At 73.4% G+C, this 17877-nt stretch carries 15 protein-coding genes; 7 read left to right on the plus strand and 8 right to left on the minus strand.

All coding sequences use genetic code 11. The features are described 5' to 3' along the window. The first annotated feature begins 14 nt into the window (after positions 1–14). Both ACTWLT_RS26625 and ACTWLT_RS26630 read left to right on the plus strand, forming a co-directional pair. Entirely contained in the window at positions 15–1586 is a 1572-nt protein-coding gene (locus ACTWLT_RS26625) for a Na+/H+ antiporter (RefSeq protein ID WP_252419795.1), read from the plus strand. Then, complete coding sequence (locus tag ACTWLT_RS26630) at positions 1583–1840, plus strand: UBP-type zinc finger domain-containing protein (RefSeq protein ID WP_445320693.1); 258 nt, start codon at positions 1583–1585, stop codon at positions 1838–1840. The genes ACTWLT_RS26625 and ACTWLT_RS26630 overlap by 4 nt, the downstream gene beginning before the upstream one ends. 50 nt (positions 1841–1890) lie before the next feature. Here ACTWLT_RS26630 and ACTWLT_RS26635 read toward each other — a convergent pair whose 3' ends face one another. The 3 genes from ACTWLT_RS26635 to ACTWLT_RS26645 all read right to left on the minus strand — a co-directional run bounded on the left by ACTWLT_RS26635 (position 1891) and on the right by ACTWLT_RS26645 (position 6495). After that, on the minus strand, positions 1891–2424 hold the full coding sequence (locus tag ACTWLT_RS26635) for a GNAT family N-acetyltransferase (RefSeq protein WP_252419797.1): 534 nt from the start codon (positions 2422–2424) through the stop codon (positions 1891–1893). 13 nt (positions 2425–2437) lie between these two features. Further along, positions 2438–3655 carry an MFS transporter gene (locus ACTWLT_RS26640; RefSeq protein ID WP_445320694.1) on the minus strand — a complete coding sequence of 406 codons (1218 nt, stop codon included), beginning with the start codon at positions 3653–3655 and terminating at the stop codon, positions 2438–2440. A gap of 230 nt (positions 3656–3885) precedes the next feature. After that, entirely contained in the window at positions 3886–6495 is a 2610-nt protein-coding gene (locus ACTWLT_RS26645) for a glycoside hydrolase family 9 protein (protein ID WP_445320695.1), read from the minus strand. Positions 6496–6766: 271 nt separating this feature from the next. On the opposite strand from ACTWLT_RS26645, the gene ACTWLT_RS26650 reads away from it, so the two are divergent. Further along, positions 6767–7492 (plus strand): PP2C family protein-serine/threonine phosphatase, encoded by a 726-nt coding sequence (locus ACTWLT_RS26650; protein ID WP_252419799.1) that lies wholly within the window; start codon positions 6767–6769, stop codon positions 7490–7492. 6 nt (positions 7493–7498) lie between these two features. On the opposite strand, the gene hrpB is transcribed toward ACTWLT_RS26650, so the two are convergent. Genes hrpB through ACTWLT_RS26665 form a run of 3 tightly spaced genes read right to left on the minus strand, consistent with a single transcriptional unit; the run spans position 7499 to position 11167 of the window. Next, entirely contained in the window at positions 7499–10072 is a 2574-nt protein-coding gene (gene hrpB / locus ACTWLT_RS26655; protein WP_445320722.1) for an ATP-dependent helicase HrpB, read from the minus strand. Positions 10073–10100: 28 nt separating this feature from the next. Continuing rightward, positions 10101–10301 carry a DUF397 domain-containing protein gene (locus tag ACTWLT_RS26660; protein ID WP_252419800.1) on the minus strand — a complete coding sequence of 67 codons (201 nt, stop codon included), beginning with the start codon at positions 10299–10301 and terminating at the stop codon, positions 10101–10103. 41 nt (positions 10302–10342) lie between these two features. Beyond that, the gene (locus ACTWLT_RS26665) at positions 10343–11167 is read right to left on the minus strand and encodes a helix-turn-helix domain-containing protein (RefSeq protein ID WP_445320723.1); all 825 of its coding nucleotides are present in this window, start codon (positions 11165–11167) and stop codon (positions 10343–10345) included. Between the two features lie 183 nt (positions 11168–11350). Between ACTWLT_RS26665 and ACTWLT_RS26670 the strand changes: the two genes are divergently transcribed. From ACTWLT_RS26670 to ACTWLT_RS26680, 3 genes are read left to right on the plus strand one after another with little or no spacing between them, the layout of a single operon-like run. Beyond that, a complete protein-coding gene (locus tag ACTWLT_RS26670; RefSeq protein WP_445320696.1) occupies positions 11351–11977 on the plus strand; it encodes a GOLPH3/VPS74 family protein in 627 nt (208 codons plus the stop codon). Positions 11978–12022: 45 nt separating this feature from the next. Next, positions 12023–13546 (plus strand): APC family permease, encoded by a 1524-nt coding sequence (locus ACTWLT_RS26675; protein WP_252419802.1) that lies wholly within the window; start codon positions 12023–12025, stop codon positions 13544–13546. Next, positions 13543–14133, plus strand: a complete 591-nt coding sequence (locus ACTWLT_RS26680) for a GNAT family N-acetyltransferase (RefSeq protein WP_252419803.1) — start codon at positions 13543–13545, stop codon at positions 14131–14133. The genes ACTWLT_RS26675 and ACTWLT_RS26680 overlap by 4 nt, the downstream gene beginning before the upstream one ends. A gap of 130 nt (positions 14134–14263) precedes the next feature. Here the strand turns inward: ACTWLT_RS26680 and ACTWLT_RS26685 are convergent, their stop codons facing one another. Further along, positions 14264–15088: a SigB/SigF/SigG family RNA polymerase sigma factor gene (locus tag ACTWLT_RS26685; RefSeq protein ID WP_252419804.1), complete on the minus strand. Its 825-nt coding sequence runs from the start codon at positions 15086–15088 to the stop codon at positions 14264–14266. Between the two features lie 377 nt (positions 15089–15465). Here ACTWLT_RS26685 and ACTWLT_RS26690 point away from each other — a divergent pair, with 377 nt between their 5' ends. Continuing rightward, entirely contained in the window at positions 15466–16221 is a 756-nt protein-coding gene (locus ACTWLT_RS26690; RefSeq protein WP_445320697.1) for a hypothetical protein, read from the plus strand. Here the strand turns inward: ACTWLT_RS26690 and ACTWLT_RS26695 are convergent. Then, positions 16170–17759 (minus strand): phospholipase D family protein, encoded by a 1590-nt coding sequence (locus ACTWLT_RS26695; RefSeq protein WP_445320698.1) that lies wholly within the window; start codon positions 17757–17759, stop codon positions 16170–16172. The genes ACTWLT_RS26690 and ACTWLT_RS26695 overlap by 52 nt on opposite strands. Positions 17760–17877 lie beyond the last annotated feature (118 nt).

Below are 17877 nucleotides of genomic sequence, written 5' to 3' on the forward strand. Positions count from 1 at the left end.
TAGGCTCCTACCCCATGGAAAGCCTGTTTCCGGTCGTCGTCTTCCTGGCGGTCGCCACCCTGGGCGCTGCGCTGGCGCGCCGGCTCGGCCTGTTAGCGCCGATCCTGCTCGTCGTACTCGGCCTGGCGTTCTCCTTCGTGCCGGGATTCCCGCACGTCCGGCTCGACCCGGAGCTGGTGCTGGTCGGCATCCTGCCGCCGCTGCTCTACGTCGCGGCTCTGGAGACGTCGGTGCCGGCGTTCAAGAACAACATCCGGCCGATCCTGCTGCTCGCCGTGGGTCTGGTGCTGTTCACCGCGTTCGTGGTCGGCTTCGTCCTGCACCTGCTGCTGCCACAGGTGCCGTTCGCGATCTGCCTGGCCCTCGGCGCGGTGGTCGCGCCGCCCGACGCGGTGGCCGCCACGGCGGTCGCCCGGCGCGTCGGCCTGCCCCGCCGGGTGGTCACCATCCTGGAGGGGGAGAGCCTGATCAACGACGCGACCGCTCTGGTGCTGCTGCGGGTCGCGACGCTGGCCACCATCGGCTCGGCGGTCGGCACCGCCGAGGTCGCCGTCGAGGTGCTGCGGGCCACCGGCGGCGGCATCCTGATCGGCGCGCTCGGCGCGCTGGTCTTCGGCTTCCTGCACCGGCGGATCAACGATCCGCTGCTGGACAACGCGCTGTCGTTGATCATCCCGTTCGCCGTGGTGTTCGCCGCCGAGGAGGTGCACTCCTCCGGTGTGGTCGCGGTGGTGGTCACCGGGCTGGCGCTCGGCCACAAGCTGCCCCAGCTGCTGTCGGCGGCCTCCCGGTTGCAGATCGGCGCGTTCTGGAGGCTGGCCCGGTTCCTGCTGGAGGGGTTGGTCTTCCTGCTGGTCGGCCTCCAACTGCGGGAGGTCGTGCGGGACCTCGACGAGCCGATCGGGTCGCTGACGCTGATCACCCTCGCGGTGCTCGCCACGGTCTTCCTCACCCGGTTCGTCTGGCTCTTCCCGGCCACCTACCTGGCCCGGCTGGTGCCCCAGGTCCGCCGTCGGGACCCGGCGCCGTCGCTGAAGTTCCCGATCGTCATCGGCTGGGCCGGGATGCGTGGCGTGGTGACGCTGGCCGCCGCGCTGGCCCTCCCGCTGACCCTGGCCGACGACGCGCCGTACCCCCGGGCGCTGTTCATCTGGCTCGCCTTCGCGGTGATCGTGGTCACCCTGGTCGGCCAGGGAGCAACGCTTCCGCTGGTCGCCCGCAAGCTGAAGCTGCCGCAGGACGACCCGGTGCAGGACGCGCTGTCGGCCGCCGGGGTGCAGCAGCAGGCCAGCAGGGCCGCCCGGGAGCGCCTGGACGAGCTGGCCGACAGCGCACCCGACGCGGTGGTGGACCGGCTGCGCCGGGCGCTGGACGACCGCACCAACCTGGCCTGGGAACGGCTCGGTGGCGCCGAACGCGAGACCCCGTCCCAGGCGTACGGTCGGCTCCGACAAGAGATGATCGACGCCGAGCGGGACGTGTTCCGGGCTGCCCGGGACGCCGGTCGGATTCCCGAGGAGGTGCTGGTGCGGGCCTATCGTGACCTGGACCTGGAAGAGTCGTTGCTGCGGGAGGTCGAGAAGTGAGCTGTCAGCACCTTGCCGAGGCCGGTGCCGTGGAGCCGGGCACCACCGAGGAGTGCCCGGACTGCGTCGCCATCGGCAACGACGACTGGGTGCACCTGCGGGCCTGCCTGACCTGCGGGCACGTCGGCTGCTGCGACTCGTCGCCGTACCAGCACGCGACGAAGCACTTCGAGTCCACCGACCACCCCGTCATCCGTTCGGTGCAGCCCGGCGAGACCTGGCGCTGGTGCTACGTCGACGAGGAGATCGGCTGACGGGCCCGACGACTGGAGACGGCCCCCGGCGTCAGCGTCGGGGCGAGCAGTCAGCCGAGCCGACGGATGAGCAACTGCCCGGGCCACGGGTCGCGTCCCGGTCGCGTGACCGTGAACGAGTCGGTGGCGGTGAAGCCGCAGCCCTCGTAGAAGCGGACCAGCGCCCGGTCATCGCCGCCGTAGCAGTCCACCCGCAGCAGGCCCAGCCCGCGCGCCCGGGCCAGGTCCGCTGCGTGCTCCAGCAGCCGCGCCCCGAGCCCTCGGCCGGTGTGCGCCCGGTCGGTGACCAGCAGCCGCACGTACAACTCCGGCTCGGTCGGCGGGGGTACGTCGTCGGTGGCGGCCCCGACCACCAGCGCGCCGACCGGCCTGTCGCCGAGCATCGCCAGGTGCAGGCCGCCGCCCGACGCCCAGTCGTCGGCCTGGGCGATCCGGCGCGGATCGGTCGACGCCGGCTCGGTGCCCCACTGGCCGGTCCGGCCGCGCGCCGCCAGCCACGCGGTCGCGCCGTCGAGCAGCCGCAGCACGGCCGCGGCATCGGCGGGACCACCGGGACGAATGGTGACGCTCTGCTGGTCGGTCATGCCCACCATGCTGCTACACCTCCGGGCGGTTGACCAACGCCCACCGGGTCAGCGCAGGGCTGGCCAGGCCGACCACGGCGAAGAGCCCGCCGACGACCAGCCAGCCGGGAATCCCACCGTGGAGGACCACCCGCGTCAGCAGAGCCGGGGCGACGGCACGGGCCAGGCCGGCGAGCATTCCGTCCGCTCCCTGGTAGGCGCCGACCGCGTCCGGCGGAGCGAGATCGTAGGCGAGCCCCGCCCCGGCGGTACTGTGCCACAGGTCGCCGACGGTGTAGACGACGGTGGCGACCAGCAGGAGCGCGACCGCCGCGGTGGTGGGCAGGCTGGCGGTGGCCGCGTACAGCAGCATCGCGGCGGCCAGCACCAGGCCCGCCCGGCGCATCTGCCGGGCCGCCGGGGCCGCGGTATCCGCGCCCCGGCTCAGCCGTACCGCCAGCAGCACGGTGAGCAGTGTGTTGGTCAGCAGCACCGCCGACACGACGGGCGGGGGCGCCCCGATCAGGGTCACCGCCCAGAGTGGCACCACCAGCGTGAGCACCGTCTGGTGCAGGAGGAGCACCGCCGACGCACCGCTCACCGCGAGGAAACGACCGTCACGCAGCGGCCGCCGCCGGGGGAGGGGAGCGGCCGTCGGGGGACGCAAGCTCGGTGGAAGGGCCGGCAGCCGCAGCAGCAGCGCCGCCGACACCAGATAGGTTGCCGCGTTGCCGGCCACCAGGACCTGGTAGGCGAGGTGCGTGTCGGCGGCCAGCACGAACCCGGCCAGCCCCGCCCCGACCGCGATGCCCAGGTTCGCCACCGCGCGCAGCGTGGCGAAGGCGTGCACCCGCCCCTGCGAGCCGGCGACGGCGGCGACCAGCGCGGCGCGGACCGCGAGGTTGCCGGAGGCCAGCAGCAGGTCGAGCACCGCGACGACCAGGAACACCGGGAACGAGTCGACCAGCAGGTACGTTGCGGCAACCGCCGCCTGGAGCACCTGCAGGACGGCTCGCAGCGTACGGGGGTCGCGCCGGTCAGCCAGGCCGCCGAGCGGAACGCTGGCGGTCAGCCCGACCAGCCCTGCGACGCTGAGCCCGGTGCCCACCTGGACGGCGGAGAGCCCCACTTCCCGGGTGAGGTAGAGAGCCCCGCCGGTCAGCCACAGTCCCGAGCCGACGGTGTTCGCCAGCGTGGCGAGGGAGAGGGTGCGTAGCCGCCCCGGCGGCGGCAGCGGCGACACGCCCCGCATCAGCGCGCGGCGGGCACGGCCGCGGAGACGTCGACGAGCCGCTCACCCTCGATGTCCTGATCGACCGCGTCCCCGTTGACAGCCATGATGCCGACGGTAGGCGGGCCGGGCGACACTGGCGGTCCCGAACGACGCGAGGCCCGGCACACCCGCCCCTGGCCCGGTCCACGTGATCCGGCGGGCTGGTGGCCGCCCCCCAGGGGGAGCGGCCACCGGCCGTACCGGTCAGGTCAGGCCAGTGAGCAGGCCCCGCCGTTGACGGTGACCAGGCCCGGGTTGGGGTTCGCGCCGCCCCCGGTTGTCGCGTTGAAGCCGAACGTCACCGTCCCGCCAGGAGCGATCTTGGCGTTGTACGACTCGTTGCGCGCGGTCACCGTCGCGCCGGACTGGGTGACCTTCGCCAGCCACGCCTCGCGTACCCGCTGGTCCCCGGTGAACGCGAACCGCACGCTCCAGCCGTTGATGGCCGTGGCGCCGGTGTTGCGCACGGTCACCTGCGCGGTGAACCCGGTGCCGCCCTGCCATGCGCCGTAGTTGGTGTAGCTCACCGCGCAGGTGCTGGCCGGCACCGCGCCGGCGTCACCCTGGTCGGCCAGGAACGAGGAGATCCAGGCCAGCGCGGAGTTCCAGTTGATGGCGACCTCGTTGGTCGCGTACGAGTTGATGTCGTCGACGTAGCAGAACATCGGCTTGCAGCCGGCGAGCAGTTGGGCCGCGAACGGGTCCTGGAGGGCCGCGTTCGGGCCACCGGCGAGGGAGCCGGCCGGAGGGCGCGGCAGGTTCGGGTCGAGTTGGTGGCCGAAGATGCGGCTGTGCTGGTTCTGCGCCGCGTGCTCGCCCCACCCGGTGACGTAGGAGATGTTCAGGGCGTTGCGACCGAGGATGTAGTCCATCGCCTGCACGGCACCGTCGCGGTAGACGGGGTTGCGGGTCAGGTCGAAGGCGGTGGCCAGCACGACCGCGTTGTTGATGACGTTGCTGTTGCCGCCCCAGAAGTAGCTGTTGGCGTCACCGGGCATCGGCAGCCCGTACGCCTGCCGGCGCAGCTCGGCGAGGTACGCGTCGGCGGCGGTGGTGACGGAGGCGCGGACCCGGGCCAGATCGGCGGCGGGCAGCCCGTTCGGCACGGTGGCCAGGTCGAGGCGGCCGAGCGCGGCGACGCTCTGCCAGCCGAAGCCCCGCGGGTCGAACACGTCGCCGGTGTGGTGCGGCGAGGCGGTCAGGTCGGTCAGGTAGGTCTGCGCGCCGGTTGTCAGGTACAGCTCGGCCGCCGCCCAGTAGAACTCGTCGGTCACGTTGGTGTCGTCGTACGCGCCGCCGCCGGTGCTGTCGGCCGGGCTGGCGTACACCGCGGGGTGGGCCTTGGCCGCGGCGTAGGCCGTCTTCGCGGCGGTGGCGCAGCGGCCGGCGAACGCCGCGTCGTAGGGGGCGAAGAGCCGCGCGCACTGGGCGGCGGTGGCGGCCAGGTTGAGCGTGGCCGCGGTCGACGGCGGGTGCAGCTCGCGCGGCTGCGGGTCGTCGTGCGGGGCGAGCGGCAGCCCGGTCCAGTTCCGATCGTGGATCTTGTGGTGGACCATTCCGGCGAGCGGCTTACCGGCCGGCACCTGCATGCGCAGCAGGAACTCCAGCTCCCAGCGGGCCTCGTCGAGGATGTCCGGCACGCCGTTGCCGCGTTCCGGGACCCGCAGGGTGCTGTCACCCAGCGCGGCACCGCCGTCGGCGGTGGCCGCCGTTCTGGTCCGCTCGAAGGTGTTGAGCAGTTGGTAGGTGGCGATGCCGCCGTTGACGACGTACTTGCCGTGGTCGCCGGCGTCGTACCAGCCGCCGCGCACGTCCAGCGAGTAGTCGCAGACGCCCGGCTGGCAGGGCACGGTGGTGTCGCCCTGGTTGGGTGCGACGCCGAGGTGGCCGGCGGGCCGGGCGTACTCGTCACCGATCAGGTCCCCGTCGATGGCGATGCCGCTGCGCTGGGCGTAGAAGAACTGCAGCGAGTCGGAGCGCAGCTGGTCGTAGAGGGTGCCGGAGATGTCGAACGGGTGGCTGGTCTCGCCGTCCACGGTCAGGGTCAGCCCGCTGCCCGGGGTGCGGTAGCTGGAGAAGTCGAGCGTCTGCACGTTCTGCCCGGAGGCGGCGTCCACGCCGCGCGCGGTGGTGGTGCCGCTGGCGAGGACCGCGCCGCCGGCCGAGCGCAGCTGCCAGGGCAGCGGCTCGGTGGCCGTGGTGACCACGGTGGCGTTCTTCGGCCCGCCGGGCAGGTAGCCGACCTGGTTGACCCGTACCCGTGGCCCGGTGTCCGGCTCGTACGGCTCGGGTGGCTCGCCGCCGCGCAGCGAGACGTCGTCCAGGCAGACGGTCTGCGACTCGGCGGCGCCACCGACCTGGAAGATCAGTTGGGCGGCGGGATTGTCGTCGGGGACGGTGAAGGTCTGCTCGACTCGCTGCGCGGTGCCGGTGGCGGTGGCGTCCACGGCGGCGTAGGTCGTGTAGGGGGCGCTGCCGAGTTGCAGGACGGCCTTGACGGCGGCACCCGGGGTGGCGGAGACGGTGAAGCCGAGGGTGTATTCGGCGCCGGCGATCAGGGGGACGCCGTCCTGGCCGATGCCGGCGTCCCACGGGTTGGCCAGCCCGCCCGGGACGGTGGTGCAGAGCCTGCCGTCGGTCACCGCGAGGGCGCCGGTGCCGAAGGAGAACCAGGGGCTCACACCGGCGCTGAAGTCGCCGTTGTCGATCTGCTCGGGGGCGTCCGGTGGCGGTTCGGCATGGGCCGCGCCGGCGCCCGCGCCGGTGAGGGCCAGTGCGGTCGCCGCGGCCAGCAGGAGGCGGCGTCGGGATGGCGTCACGGGGAGTCCTTCCGGGACGAGAAAGTGGGGACGGGTGGTGGTGGAAGCTGGGAGCGCTCCCAGGTGTCGGCTCGATGTTTCCAGCGACGGTGCCGCCTGTCAATCGATCCGCCTGGATGGCTTTCGGGGCGCTACGAGGGCCGCGGGTCGCAACGAGGACGGAACCCGCGCCCGCGACGCGCCGGTGCGGCACGTGAGATTGACCGCGCCACGCCCCGTCGTCCTGATCTCCTAGAGACAACTGCGCCCTTCGCCTGGCAGGCTGCCTCCCATGACCCTGAAGCTGCGTTCCGTGGGAACGAGCGACCGTGGGCTGATCCGCAGTGGAAACCAGGACGCCCTGCACGCCGGGACCTGGCTCGTCGCCGTCGCCGACGGCATGGGCGGGATGGCGGCCGGTGACCTGGCCAGCGCGCTCACCATCGACGCGGTCGCACCGCTGGACGTGGAGACCCCAGAGGACGCCCTGGTGGCCGCGCTCCAGGGCGGCATCGCCCTGGCCACCGCACGGATCCGGCAAGCCGTCGCCGAGGATCCCGAGCGCCAGGGCATGGGCACCACGTTGACCGCCCTGCTCTTCTCCCGTACGGGCAGTTGCCTGGCCCTCGCGCACGTCGGCGACTCCCGGGCCTACCTGTTCCGCGAGGGCGTGCTCAAACAGGTCACCCGGGACGACACCTTCGTCCAGATGCTGGTGGACCAGGGTGTGATCACCGCCGACCAGGCGAGCAGCCACCCGCGCCGCGCGGTGGTCACCCAGGCGCTCCAGGGCGACGACGTCTCCCCGTCGTACGCGACGATGGTGCCCCGGGTCGGTGACCGGTGGTTGCTGTGCAGCGACGGGCTCTCCAACGTGGTCCGCCCGGACACCCTCGCCGAGGTGCTCACCGGCTACCCGGACCGCGCCGCCTGCGCCGGCAAGCTGATCGACCTGGCGCTGCACGCCGGTGGTCCGGACAACGTCACCGTGGTGGTGGCCGACGTGGTGGAGGAGTAACCGGCCTCAGCGCCGGCGAGGCGTGGCGCGTCGGGTGGGTGTCGCGGTGGCCGGGTCCTCCGGCCACGGGTGCCGGGGATAGCGGCCGCGCAGCTCGCCGCGGACCTGCGGGTAGCCGGTCCGCCAGAACGACGCCAGGTCGGCGGTGACCGCCACCGGTCGCCCGGCGGGGGAGAGCAGGTGCAGCAGCACCGGCACCCGACCGGCGCCGATGCGTGGGGCCGCCGGCCAGCCGAACGTCTCCTGGAGCTTCACGGCCAGCACCGGCGCCGCCGGGTCGCTGTAGTCCACGCGGATCCGTGAACCGCTGGGCACCTCGATCCGCTCCGGCGCCAACTCGTCGAGCTGGGCGGCCTGCTTCCAGGGCAGCAGCCGGCGCAGCGCGGAGGCGACGTCCACCCGGGCCAGGTCGGCGCGGCGCCGGGCGCCGGCCAGCTCCGGCCCGAGCCACGTCGGCGCGGTCGCGAGCAGCGCCTCGTCGCTGACGTCCGGCCAGTCGGCACCGAGATGGTGCCGGCCGAACGCCAGCCGCTCCCGCAGGGCCCGGGCCGCCGGCGTCCAGGACAGCAGGCCCAGCCCTTCCTGGCGTAGACCGGTCAGCAGCGCCTCGGCCACCTCCGCCCGCTCCGGGCGGTCCAGCCGGCGCTCCTGCAGCTCGATGGCGCCCAGCCGGGTCACCTCCCGTGCCACCACGTCCCCGCCGGACCAGCCGACCTCCCGGCGCGTGGACAGCAGCGGCCCGGCAGCCTCCCGGGCCGTCGCCTCGTCCACCGGCGTCGCCCGGCGGATCCGGGCCGACGGCGCGCCGGGGGTGCGGTCCGCGACGGCCACCGCCAGCCAGTCCGCCCCGGCCAGCCCCGACCCCGCCGCCAGCTCCGCGGCGGTCCCACCGGTCATCAGGTACGCGGATCCGCCCGGCCGCCGGACCCGCGCCAGCCGTTCCGGATACGCCAGTCCCACCAGCAGCCCGGCGGCCAGGTCGTCGGTGAGCCCTCCGGAGCCGGTACGCCCGCCACCTCCCGGACCGCCGGATCGGCCAATCCGGTCGTCGTCGGCGCGGCCCCCGGGGGTGGAGCCGGCGGGCAGCGCGGCGCGCAGCCGGCGCACCTCGGCACGCCAGCGGGCGGTCGCTCCCGGGTCGACACCGGTGCGCAACCGGCGCCAGCCGGCGACCAGGTCGTCGCCCGGGCCGGCCGCGCTCTCCTCGGCGAGCAGGGCGACCACCTCGGCCGCGCGGTCGGCGCCGACCCGACCGGCGCCGTCGAGCAGCGCCCGCGCCAGCCGGGGATGCGCACCGGCGGCGGCGATGGCCCGTCCCCGCCCGGTGATCCGGCCGTCGGTGTCGACCGCGCCCAGGGTGGTCAGCGTGTCCCGGGCCACCGCCATCGCCGCCGCCGGTGGCGGGTCGGGCAGCGCGAGCCCGACGCCGTCCGGCTGCCCCCAGGCGGCCAGCTCCAGAGCGAAGCCGGTCAGGTCGGCGGTGGCGATCTCCGGCTCCGGCCGGGCGGGCAGGCGCTCGTGGGTCGCCGCGGACCAGCAGCGGTAGACGGAACCGGGGGCCTCCCGGCCGGCCCGACCGGCCCGCTGGGTGGCGGCGGCTCGGGAGACCGGCACGGTGATCAGCGCACCCAGACCGCGGGCCAGGTCGACGCGGGGCACCCGGGACAGTCCGGCGTCCACCACCACCCGTACGCCGGGGACGGTCAGGCTGGTCTCGGCCAGCGCGGTGGCCAGCACCACCCGGCGACGGTCGGCCGGGCGCAGGGCGGCGTCCTGCTCGGCGCCGCGCTGCCGGCCGTGCAGGGGGAGCAGTGCGACGCTGTCCCGCAGGTCGGCCAGCCGGCCGCTGACCGCCGCGATCTCGCCGGCCCCGGGCAGGAAGACCAGCACGTCTCCGTCGTGCTCGCGCAACGCCCGCCGGACGGTGGCCGCCACGTGGTCGAGCAGGGCCCGGTCCACCGGCCCGGCCCCGGGCGGGGCGACCGGCCGGGGTGGCGGCGCCCAGATCCGCCGCACCGGGTGCAGCGCGGACTCGGCCCGTACGACCGGAGCCGGGGCGGGCCCGCCGAGCAGCGCGGCGAAGCGGTCGGTGTCCGGAGTGGCGGACATCGCCAGCAGCCACAGGTCCGGCCGGAGGGTGGCCCGCGCCTCCACCGTGAAGGCCAGGGCGAGGTCGGCGTCGAGTTGCCGCTCGTGGCACTCGTCCAGCAGCACGGCGCCGGTGCCGGGCAGCTCCGGGTCGTGGTGCAGCCGGCGGACCAGCAGGCCGGTGGTGACCACCTCCACCCGCGTGGCCGCGCTGACCCGGCGTTCACCGCGTACCGCGTAGCCGACGCGCTCGCCGACCCGCTCGCCGAGCAGCTCGGCCATCCGCCGGGCGGCGGCACGCGCGGCCACCCGCCGGGGCTGCGCGATCACGACCCGGCCGGTGACCCGGTCGGCCACGGCCAGCGGCGCGAGGGTGGTCTTGCCGGTGCCCGGCGGAGCCACCAGGACCCCGGCGCCGGCCGCGTCGAGCGCCGCGACCAGCGCGGGCAGCACCGGGCGTACCGGCAGGTCCAGGGTCACGTCGGAGAGCACGGCCCAGTCTCGCACCGGCCCCGGCGACTCAGCGCGGGTGCACCTCGCCGACGCCGCGCAGGAAGGTACGCCAGGCCGACGGGCCGAAGGCGAGCACCGGGCCGGAGCGGTCCTTGCTGTCCCGGACGGCGACCTGACCGTCGGCTGTCGCGACCTCCACGCAGTTGCCGTTGCCACTGCTGCGCGTGCTGGTGCGCCAGTCCGCCCGGGTCAGGTCGAGCGCCGTCATCCGCCGTACCTCTCGTCTGCGTCAACGTGCCGCAGACGCGGTCACGCAAAGTTACGAGAAGCCTGCTCGAGGCGGGTCAGCGACGCCGCCGGATCGAGCGCCATGCGGCACAGCTCCTCGTGCAGAAGGCTATACCCGAGCACCTGGTCGGCATCCTCCAGTGCCAGGCCCATCGTGAGGTTATCCAGGTAAACCACGGACGCGTCGGCCGCGTCGGCGAAGTTGAGGATCACGTACGGCGTGCTCATCGCCGGGTGCCCACCGGCCGCGAACGGCAGTACCTGGATTGTGACGTTGGGTAACTGCGCGATGCGGCTCATGTGGACCAACTGTTCGGCCATCACGGCGGTGCCGCCGACCGGGCGCAACAGCACCGCCTCGTTGAGCACCACCGACAACTGGACCGGGTCGTCGCGGCGCAGCACCTCCTGCCGGTGCAGTCGGGCGGCCACCTTGCGCTCCAGTCCGTCCTCCCCGGCGGTGCGGCGGTAGATCTCCCGGGCGTACGCCTCGGTCTGCAACAGCCCGGGCACCGACTCGGCCTCGTACGTGCGCAGCGCCGCGGCCTCGGCCTCCAGCCCGACGTAGAACTCGAACCACTCGGGCAGCACGTCGCTGTAGTTCTGCCACCAGCCGCGCTGCTGGGCACCCCGGGCGATCTCGATGAGGGCCTCGGCGTCGGCTCCGGTCACCTCGTAGAGCGCCAGGGCCGCCCGGACGTCGCGCGGCTTGATGCCGATCTGCGCGGTCTCGATCCGGGACAGGTTGCTCTTGGACATGTCGAGCTGACGGGCGGCCACATCGAGGGTCATGCCCGCGCGTTCCCGGAGCTGGCGGAGCTCCCGGGCGATGCGCCGACGGCGCACGGTGGGGCTGGCGGCGGGTCGGTTGGCGGGCGTCGTGATCACCGTCCGAGTCTGTCATGACAAGATCCGCAGGTCGCGCCTGCACGGAGTGCAACTTTCAAATCTGGGAGTTGCATTGCAGTAGCTGTCGGTGCATCCTTTCCCGGTCGCGATCACTGTGGACACACCCGTGCGGGAGGACCGTTGCTCATCGCCGACGAGTTCTTCCTGATCGCTCACAACGACAGCCGTGGCAAGGCCAAGCTGCACCCGGCGGCGACCGGGCTCGGGCTGGCCGGCGGACTGCTCGGCGAACTGATCCTGTATGGACACGTCACCGTCTCGAACGGGCACGTCTCCGTCGTCGACCGGCGCCCGCCGGCCGACGCTCTGGCACACACCGTGCTCGACCAGCTGCTCGGCGAGTCCCAGCACCGGGCGATCGGCACCTGGCTCAGCTTCCTGGCGCAGAGTGCGACGACGTCGGTGGGGGAGCGGCTGGCCCGGTCCGGCGTGCTGCGCCGCCAGGAGAGCCGCCGGCTGCTGCGCACCTCGGTCAGCTACCTGCCGATCGATCTCAACGCGGTGGCCTGGCCTGCCACCCGGCTGCGGGCACTGCTGGACCGGCCGGAGCCGCCGAGCGTGCCGGACGCCCTGCTGCTCGGCCTGGTCGTGGCCGCCGGGCTGACCCGGGAGGTGCTCTGGAGCGCCGGTCCCCGCGCCCACCACCGGTTGAACGTTCTCATCCCCGCGCTGCCGGCACCCCTGAAGGAACTCGTCGGGCACACCGAGGCCGCCGTCGGCGCCGCCGTGCTGCGCGGCGTTCCCTGATCCCCCGGTAACCCCACCCCTCCCCTCGACAACCGGAGTAGTCGTATGCCCACGACATCGACAGTCGACCGACCCAGCAACGTCTCCGAATCCCTTGCCCGCGGCCGCCTCGGCGTCCCCTCGGTGATCTTCTTCGTCCTCTCCGCCGCCGCACCGCTGACTGTGGTGGCCGGTGTCGTCACCACCGGCTACGGCGTGATCGGCGTGACCGGCATCCCGCTTGCCTTCCTGGTGGTCGCCGCGGTGCTCGCCCTCTTCTCGGTGGGCTACGTGGCGATGTCCCGGCGGGTGGAGAACGCCGGCGCCTTCTACGCCTACATCTCCCGTGGCCTGGGCCGACCGGCCGGCGTGGGCGCCGCCTGGGTGGCGCTGATCGCGTACAACGCGCTCCAGGTCGGGCTCTACGGCACCATCGGTGTCGCCGCCGAGCCGGTGCTCGACCGGATCTTCGGCGGGCACCCGCACTGGGCGATCGTCGCCCTGGTGGCCTGGGCGCTGGTCGCCCTGCTCGGCCTGCTCCGGGTGGACATCAACGGCCTGGTGCTGGCAGCCCTGCTGGTCGCCGAGATCGTGGTGATCCTGATCTTCGACCTGGGACAGATCGGCAACCCGGCCGGCGGCGAGGTCAGCTTCGCGTCGTTCTCGCCGGACAACCTCTTCGTGCCCGGAGTGGGCGCGGTGCTGGTGCTGGCCATCCTCGGGTTCGTCGGCTTCGAGTCCGCGGTGGTCTTCAGCGAGGAGAGCAAGGATCCGAAGCGGACGGTGCCGCTGGCCACGTACCTCTCGGTGGCGATCATCGCGGCCCTGTACGCGCTCTCCTCCTGGACCATGGCGGTCGCCGTCGGGCCGGACCAGATCGTCGCCGCGGCCGGCGAGCAGAGCGTCGGGCTGATCTTCAACCTGGCCGCCGAGCACCTCGGCGACACCGCCGTCACCATCGGTCAGGCGCTCTTCCTGACCTCGGTGCTGGCCGCGATGATCTCCTTCCACAACACCACGGCCCGCTACACGTTCGCGCTGGGTCGGGAGCGGGTGCTGCCGGCGGTGTTCGGGCAGACCTCGGCGCGCAGCGGCGCACCGCGGGCCGCCTCCCTGGCGCAGAGCGTCTTCGGCCTGCTGGTGATCCTGCTGTACGCGGTCAACGGCTGGGACCCGGTGGTCAAGCTGTTCTTCTGGGGCGGCACCACCGGCGGGTTCGGGGTCCTGCTGCTGATCGCCACGACCTCGGTGGCGGTGATCGCCTACTTCGTCCGCTCCGGTGCCGGCGAGACGCTCTGGCGGCGCGCCGTCGCGCCCGGCCTGGCCACCGTCGCGCTCTTCGTGATCATCTGGTTGGCCGTGTCGAACTTCGCCAACCTGCTCGGCGTCGCGCCGGACTCGACCCTGCGCTGGGCTCTGCCCGCCGTGTACCCGGTGGCGGCCGCGCTGGGCGTCGCCTGGGCGCTGGTGCTGCGCAACAGTCGACCGGACACGTACGCCCGGATCGGCCTCGGCGCGGCGAGCGCCGTAGCCGCCGTGCGGCCGGCGGAGCAGCCGCCGGCACCCGCCGCGACGGAGGTGCCCCGATGAGTGTGGCCATCGAACGGCTGGGACCCGACGACACCGCGCTGGTGGCCGGCCGGATCGCCGAGGCGTTCACCGCGCTGGAGGTGACGCGCTGGTTGGTGCCCGACGCGAGCAAGCGGGAGGCCGTGCTGGCCGGGGACTTCGAGATCCTGGTCGGGCACGCGATGCGACACGGCCTCGTCCACGCCACCGCGGACCGGGCCGCGGTCGCGGTGTGGTTCCCGTCGGTCGGCGAGCCGCCCGCGCCGCCGGTCGACTACGACGCCCGGCTCGCGGCCGCCTGCGGTGAGTGGACCGACCGGTTCCAGCATCTCGACGAGCTGTTCGAGGCCAACCACCCGCATGCGGACCACCACCACCTGGCCTTCCTGGCGACCCGGCCGGGCCGCCAGGGGCAGGGGCTGGGCACCGCGCTGCTGGAGCACCACCACGCCTGGCTGGACGAGACCGGGATGCCGGCCTATCTGGAGGCGAGCAGCCCCCGGAGCCGGGATCTGTACGCGCGGCACGGCTACCGAGCCGGTGAGCCGTTCCGGGTGCCCGACGGCACCCCGTTCTGGCCGATGTGGCGGGAGCCGGTCGGCCGCTGACCGGACCGGCCGGGCCGCTGCCCCGCAAGGGAAGCGACCCGGCCGGTCGGACCGACTGTCACGTTCGCGTGACAGTCGGTGGTGCGGTTGAGGGCCGGGTCCGCCGACCCGGCCCTCAACCGTGAACCGCCTAGTAGGTGCCGTCGAGCTGGCCGCGCAGCTTGGTCAGCGCCCGCGCCAGCAGCCGGGAGACGTGCATCTGCGAGACGCCGATCTGGTCGGCGATCTGCGACTGGGTCAGGTTGCCGTAGAACCGCAGGGTCAGGATCTTCTGCTCCCGCTCGTCGAGCGTGGCCAGCGCCGGGCCGAGGGCGACCCGCAGCTCGGCCAGCTCGAACTCGCTGTCCTCGCCGCCGAGCATGTCGCCCAGCTCGGTGGCCCGCTCGCCGTCGCCGGTCGGGGTGGACAGCGACACCGCGTTGTACGCGCGGGCGCCTTCCAGGCCCTCCAGGACCTCTTCCTCGGTGAGCTTGAGGTGGGCGGCGATGTCGGCGACCGTCGGCGACCGACCGAGGGTCTGCAGCAGCGAGCTGTTGGCGTCGGAGATGGCGAGCCGCAGCTCCTGGAGCCGGCGGGGGACCCGGATGTCCCAGGTGCGGTCGCGGAAGTGCCGCTTGAGCTCACCGATGATGGTGGGGATCGCGTAGCCGGCGAAGTCGACGCCGCGGGACGGGTCGAACTTGTCGATCGCCTTGATCAGGCCGATTGCGGCGGTCTGCGAGAGGTCGTCGGTCGGCTCGCCCCGCCCGCTGTAGCGGTGGGCGAGGTGGTTGGCCAGCGGCAGCCAGGCCTCGATGGCCCGGTCCCGCAGCGCGGCACGCGACGGGTGGTTGGCGGGCAGCGCCGCCATCGCGTTGAGCAGGTCGGCGGCGCTGTCGGTGAGCGCCCGCGGGTCCAGCTTCGGGGTGCTCTCGGCTGTGGCGGTCGACTGCTCGCTGATCGTTGGCGCGGTCATGGGTGGTCCTCCCTGCACCTCGTCCGCGGACAAAAAGACGTGACGCTTTGGTTTAGCTTCGTATGGGCCGTTCGGGACTCACCTTAACCTGATCGTCTCGCCGAAATCTAGCCGAAAGGCTGATGTACTTAAGGTGTGTCGCGCAACAAAGAGCGCAAATTGGGCGGAAGTCGCCCCGCCTGTGAGGGCTATTACCCGTTTTCTGGGCGAGGCCGTGCCACCCGGTCACCCCACCCGGCCCCGGCCGGTCGGTCAGCCCGGCGGGCCAAGCGGTCAACATGAAAACCGACATCCGGGCCGATGTGTCCACTATCCGTCCTTGTCCCGCCGGTGGGACCCGCCGTAGCGTTCGGGTACACACCCGCTTCGGAGGCACCGTGCTCGATCCAGCCGCTCCCCAGCTCGTCGTGAACAGTCGCACGCTCTACTTCAGCTGGCTGCCGGCGGATCCCGACGCGGTCGCCGCCCTGGTCCCGGCAGGTCTGCGCCCCCGTCCCGACCGGCAGGTCTTCCTCAACCAGTACATCGTCGACGACGAGACGCAGACCTCGGGCTTCGGCGCCTACTCGCTGACCTACCTCGGCGTCTCGCTGGTCGGTGTGGACGCGCCCGGCGGGCTCAACCCGGGCGGCTGGTGGACCCACTACGTGGCCTCCAGCCGGCGGGTGCGGGAGTACGCCGCCGCCCGCGGTGCCCCGACGCTCGCGGGCCGGACGCGGATCGAGGTGAGTGGCGAGGACCTGCTCTCCGAGACCGAGGTCGACGGGGCACCGTTGATCCGGGCCCGGTGCCGGGTGGGGGAGACCGGCCACGTCATCAGCAGCGGCCACCACCGCTACTTCACCCGCCGCGACGGTCAACTGCTCAGCGCGGTCTACCCGTTCGTGGCGGAGCCGGTCGCGCCGTTCGAGATCGAGTCGGTGGAGTTCCTCCAGCCCACGCACCCGATGTACGCGCTACGCCCGGCCAATCCGCTGACCATCGGCTTCGGCTACTACTCGCCGCGATCCTCGTTCGCCTACCCGGGCGGGCTGAGCGTGCACCCGGGCGCGGCCGGCCCGCCGGAGCCGACCCGGTCGGCTCACCAGGTGCCGGCCAGCCTGGCCCGCAGCGGCCGGCCGTCCGGGTCGTAGACCAGCCGGTACACCGGCAACGCCCAGGTGCGGGTGAACCACGGCAGCCGCTCGGGGCGGTGCGGGCGCAGCCGGCCGGGCGGACGGTCGCCCACCTGGCCGTCGTCGTACCACCGTTGCAGCCTGTCGGCGGCGGCCGTGACGGCCGCGACGGCGTCCGCCGGGTCGAGCAGATCGGCGTCGTCCGCGCCGTCCGGGTCGCGGTCCAGGTGCTCGCGCCAGAGCCGCAGCCGCAACTCCCGGGCGAAGACCCGTGCCCCGTCGCCCTGACCGGCGGGGTCGGTGGGTTCCCGCTGGTCGCGGGTGTCGTCGAGCACCGCGCAGGACAACTCGCTGTCGTGCGTCCAGGAGCGCCGGTTGAAGTTGTCGCTGCCCACACTGGCCCACACGTCGTCGACCACGCACACCTTCGCGTGCACGTAGACCGGGTCGCCGGCGTGGTTCTCCACGTCGAACACGTGCACCCGCTCCGGCGCGGCCCGCTCGCACAGTGACAGCGCCTGTTCGCGGCCGACCATGTTCGGCGGCAGCGCGAGCCGGCCGTCCACGTCCGGGTGCCGGGGCACCACGGCGATCAGGCGCAGCTCCGGGTTGTCCCGCAGGGCGCGCGCGAACAGGTCGGCCACCTCGGTCGACCAGAGGTACTGGTCCTCCAGGTAGATGAGCCGGCGCGCGCGGCGGACCGCCTTGGTGTAGCCCCGGGCGACGGTCCGCTCGCCGTCCGGCGCGAAGGAGTAGCGCGGCCGGACGGCGGGGTAGGTGCGCAGCACCTGGATCTGGTGCGGCCCGCGGGGCGGCGGTGCGGCCGGTTGCTCGGGCAGCGGGTCGGGGCGCAGGTCCGCGCCGCGCAGCCGGTCCCGCAGGTAGGCCATCGGGTTCTCCGAGTCCAGCGGCATGGGGTCGGTCCAACGCTCCCGGAAGACCGTGTCCAGCGCGCCGACCACCGGGCCGCGCACCGCGAGCTGCACGTCGTGCCAGGGCGGGTTGGGGCCGTACCGGGGAGACATCGTCACGGGCTGCGGGTCGCCCGCGTGCGCGGCGTCGTCCCGGCGGCTGTGGCACAGGTCGATCCCGCCGGCGAAGGCGATGTCCCGTTCCGGGGCGCCGGGATGCCGCAGCACCACCAGCTTCTGGTGGTGCGAGCCGCCACGGCGCACCCGCTGGTCGAGCAGCACCTCCCCGCCGGCCGCGGAGATCACCTCGCTGAGGTTGCGGTTCTCGTCCTCGCTGTAGGCCAGCGTGTCGAGGTGTGAACGCCAGATCAGCCCCTTCACCACCACCCCGCGCTGGGCGGCCCGGGCGAAGAGCTGGGCGACGGTGGGGCCGTCCGGGCGCATCCGCTGGTCGGGATCACCGCGCCAGTCGGTGAAGAACAGGTGGTCGCCCTCGGTGAGCGCCTCCACCTCGTCGACCAGCCGATCGAAGTACGCCGCGCCGTGAATCAACGGCTCGGCGAGGTTTCCGGTGGTCCAGGTGGGTAACCCAGAGACCGGGTTGGCGCGTTCCTGCGCGGTGAGGAACCAGTCCTGCAACGGCAACGTCCAGCCCTCCCCGAGGTCGACAACGTCCTCACGGTAGGACCCCGGCCGTGGGTCCGCACGCCAGGTCGACGTAGCGGTGACCTGGCCGCCGCCATCCGTTCGACGCGAAACCGAG

Source organism: Micromonospora yongxingensis (assembly GCF_052601155.1).

What these genes read in the sequence shown, in the direction of transcription:
- ACTWLT_RS26650 (WP_252419799.1), top strand. Translation starts at nt 6,767, where the DNA reads ATGACCCTGAAGCTGCGTTCCGTGGGAACGAGCGACCGTGGGCTGATC.
- ACTWLT_RS26635 (WP_252419797.1), bottom strand. Translation starts at nt 2,424, where the DNA reads ATGACCGACCAGCAGAGCGTCACCATTCGTCCCGGTGGTCCCGCCGAT.
- ACTWLT_RS26640 (WP_445320694.1), bottom strand. Translation starts at nt 3,655, where the DNA reads ATGCGGGGCGTGTCGCCGCTGCCGCCGCCGGGGCGGCTACGCACCCTC.
- ACTWLT_RS26675 (WP_252419802.1), top strand. Translation starts at nt 12,023, where the DNA reads ATGCCCACGACATCGACAGTCGACCGACCCAGCAACGTCTCCGAATCC.
- ACTWLT_RS26660 (WP_252419800.1), bottom strand. Translation starts at nt 10,301, where the DNA reads ATGACGGCGCTCGACCTGACCCGGGCGGACTGGCGCACCAGCACGCGC.
- ACTWLT_RS26685 (WP_252419804.1), bottom strand. Translation starts at nt 15,088, where the DNA reads ATGACCGCGCCAACGATCAGCGAGCAGTCGACCGCCACAGCCGAGAGC.
- ACTWLT_RS26680 (WP_252419803.1), top strand. Translation starts at nt 13,543, where the DNA reads ATGAGTGTGGCCATCGAACGGCTGGGACCCGACGACACCGCGCTGGTG.
- ACTWLT_RS26625 (WP_252419795.1), top strand. Translation starts at nt 15, where the DNA reads ATGGAAAGCCTGTTTCCGGTCGTCGTCTTCCTGGCGGTCGCCACCCTG.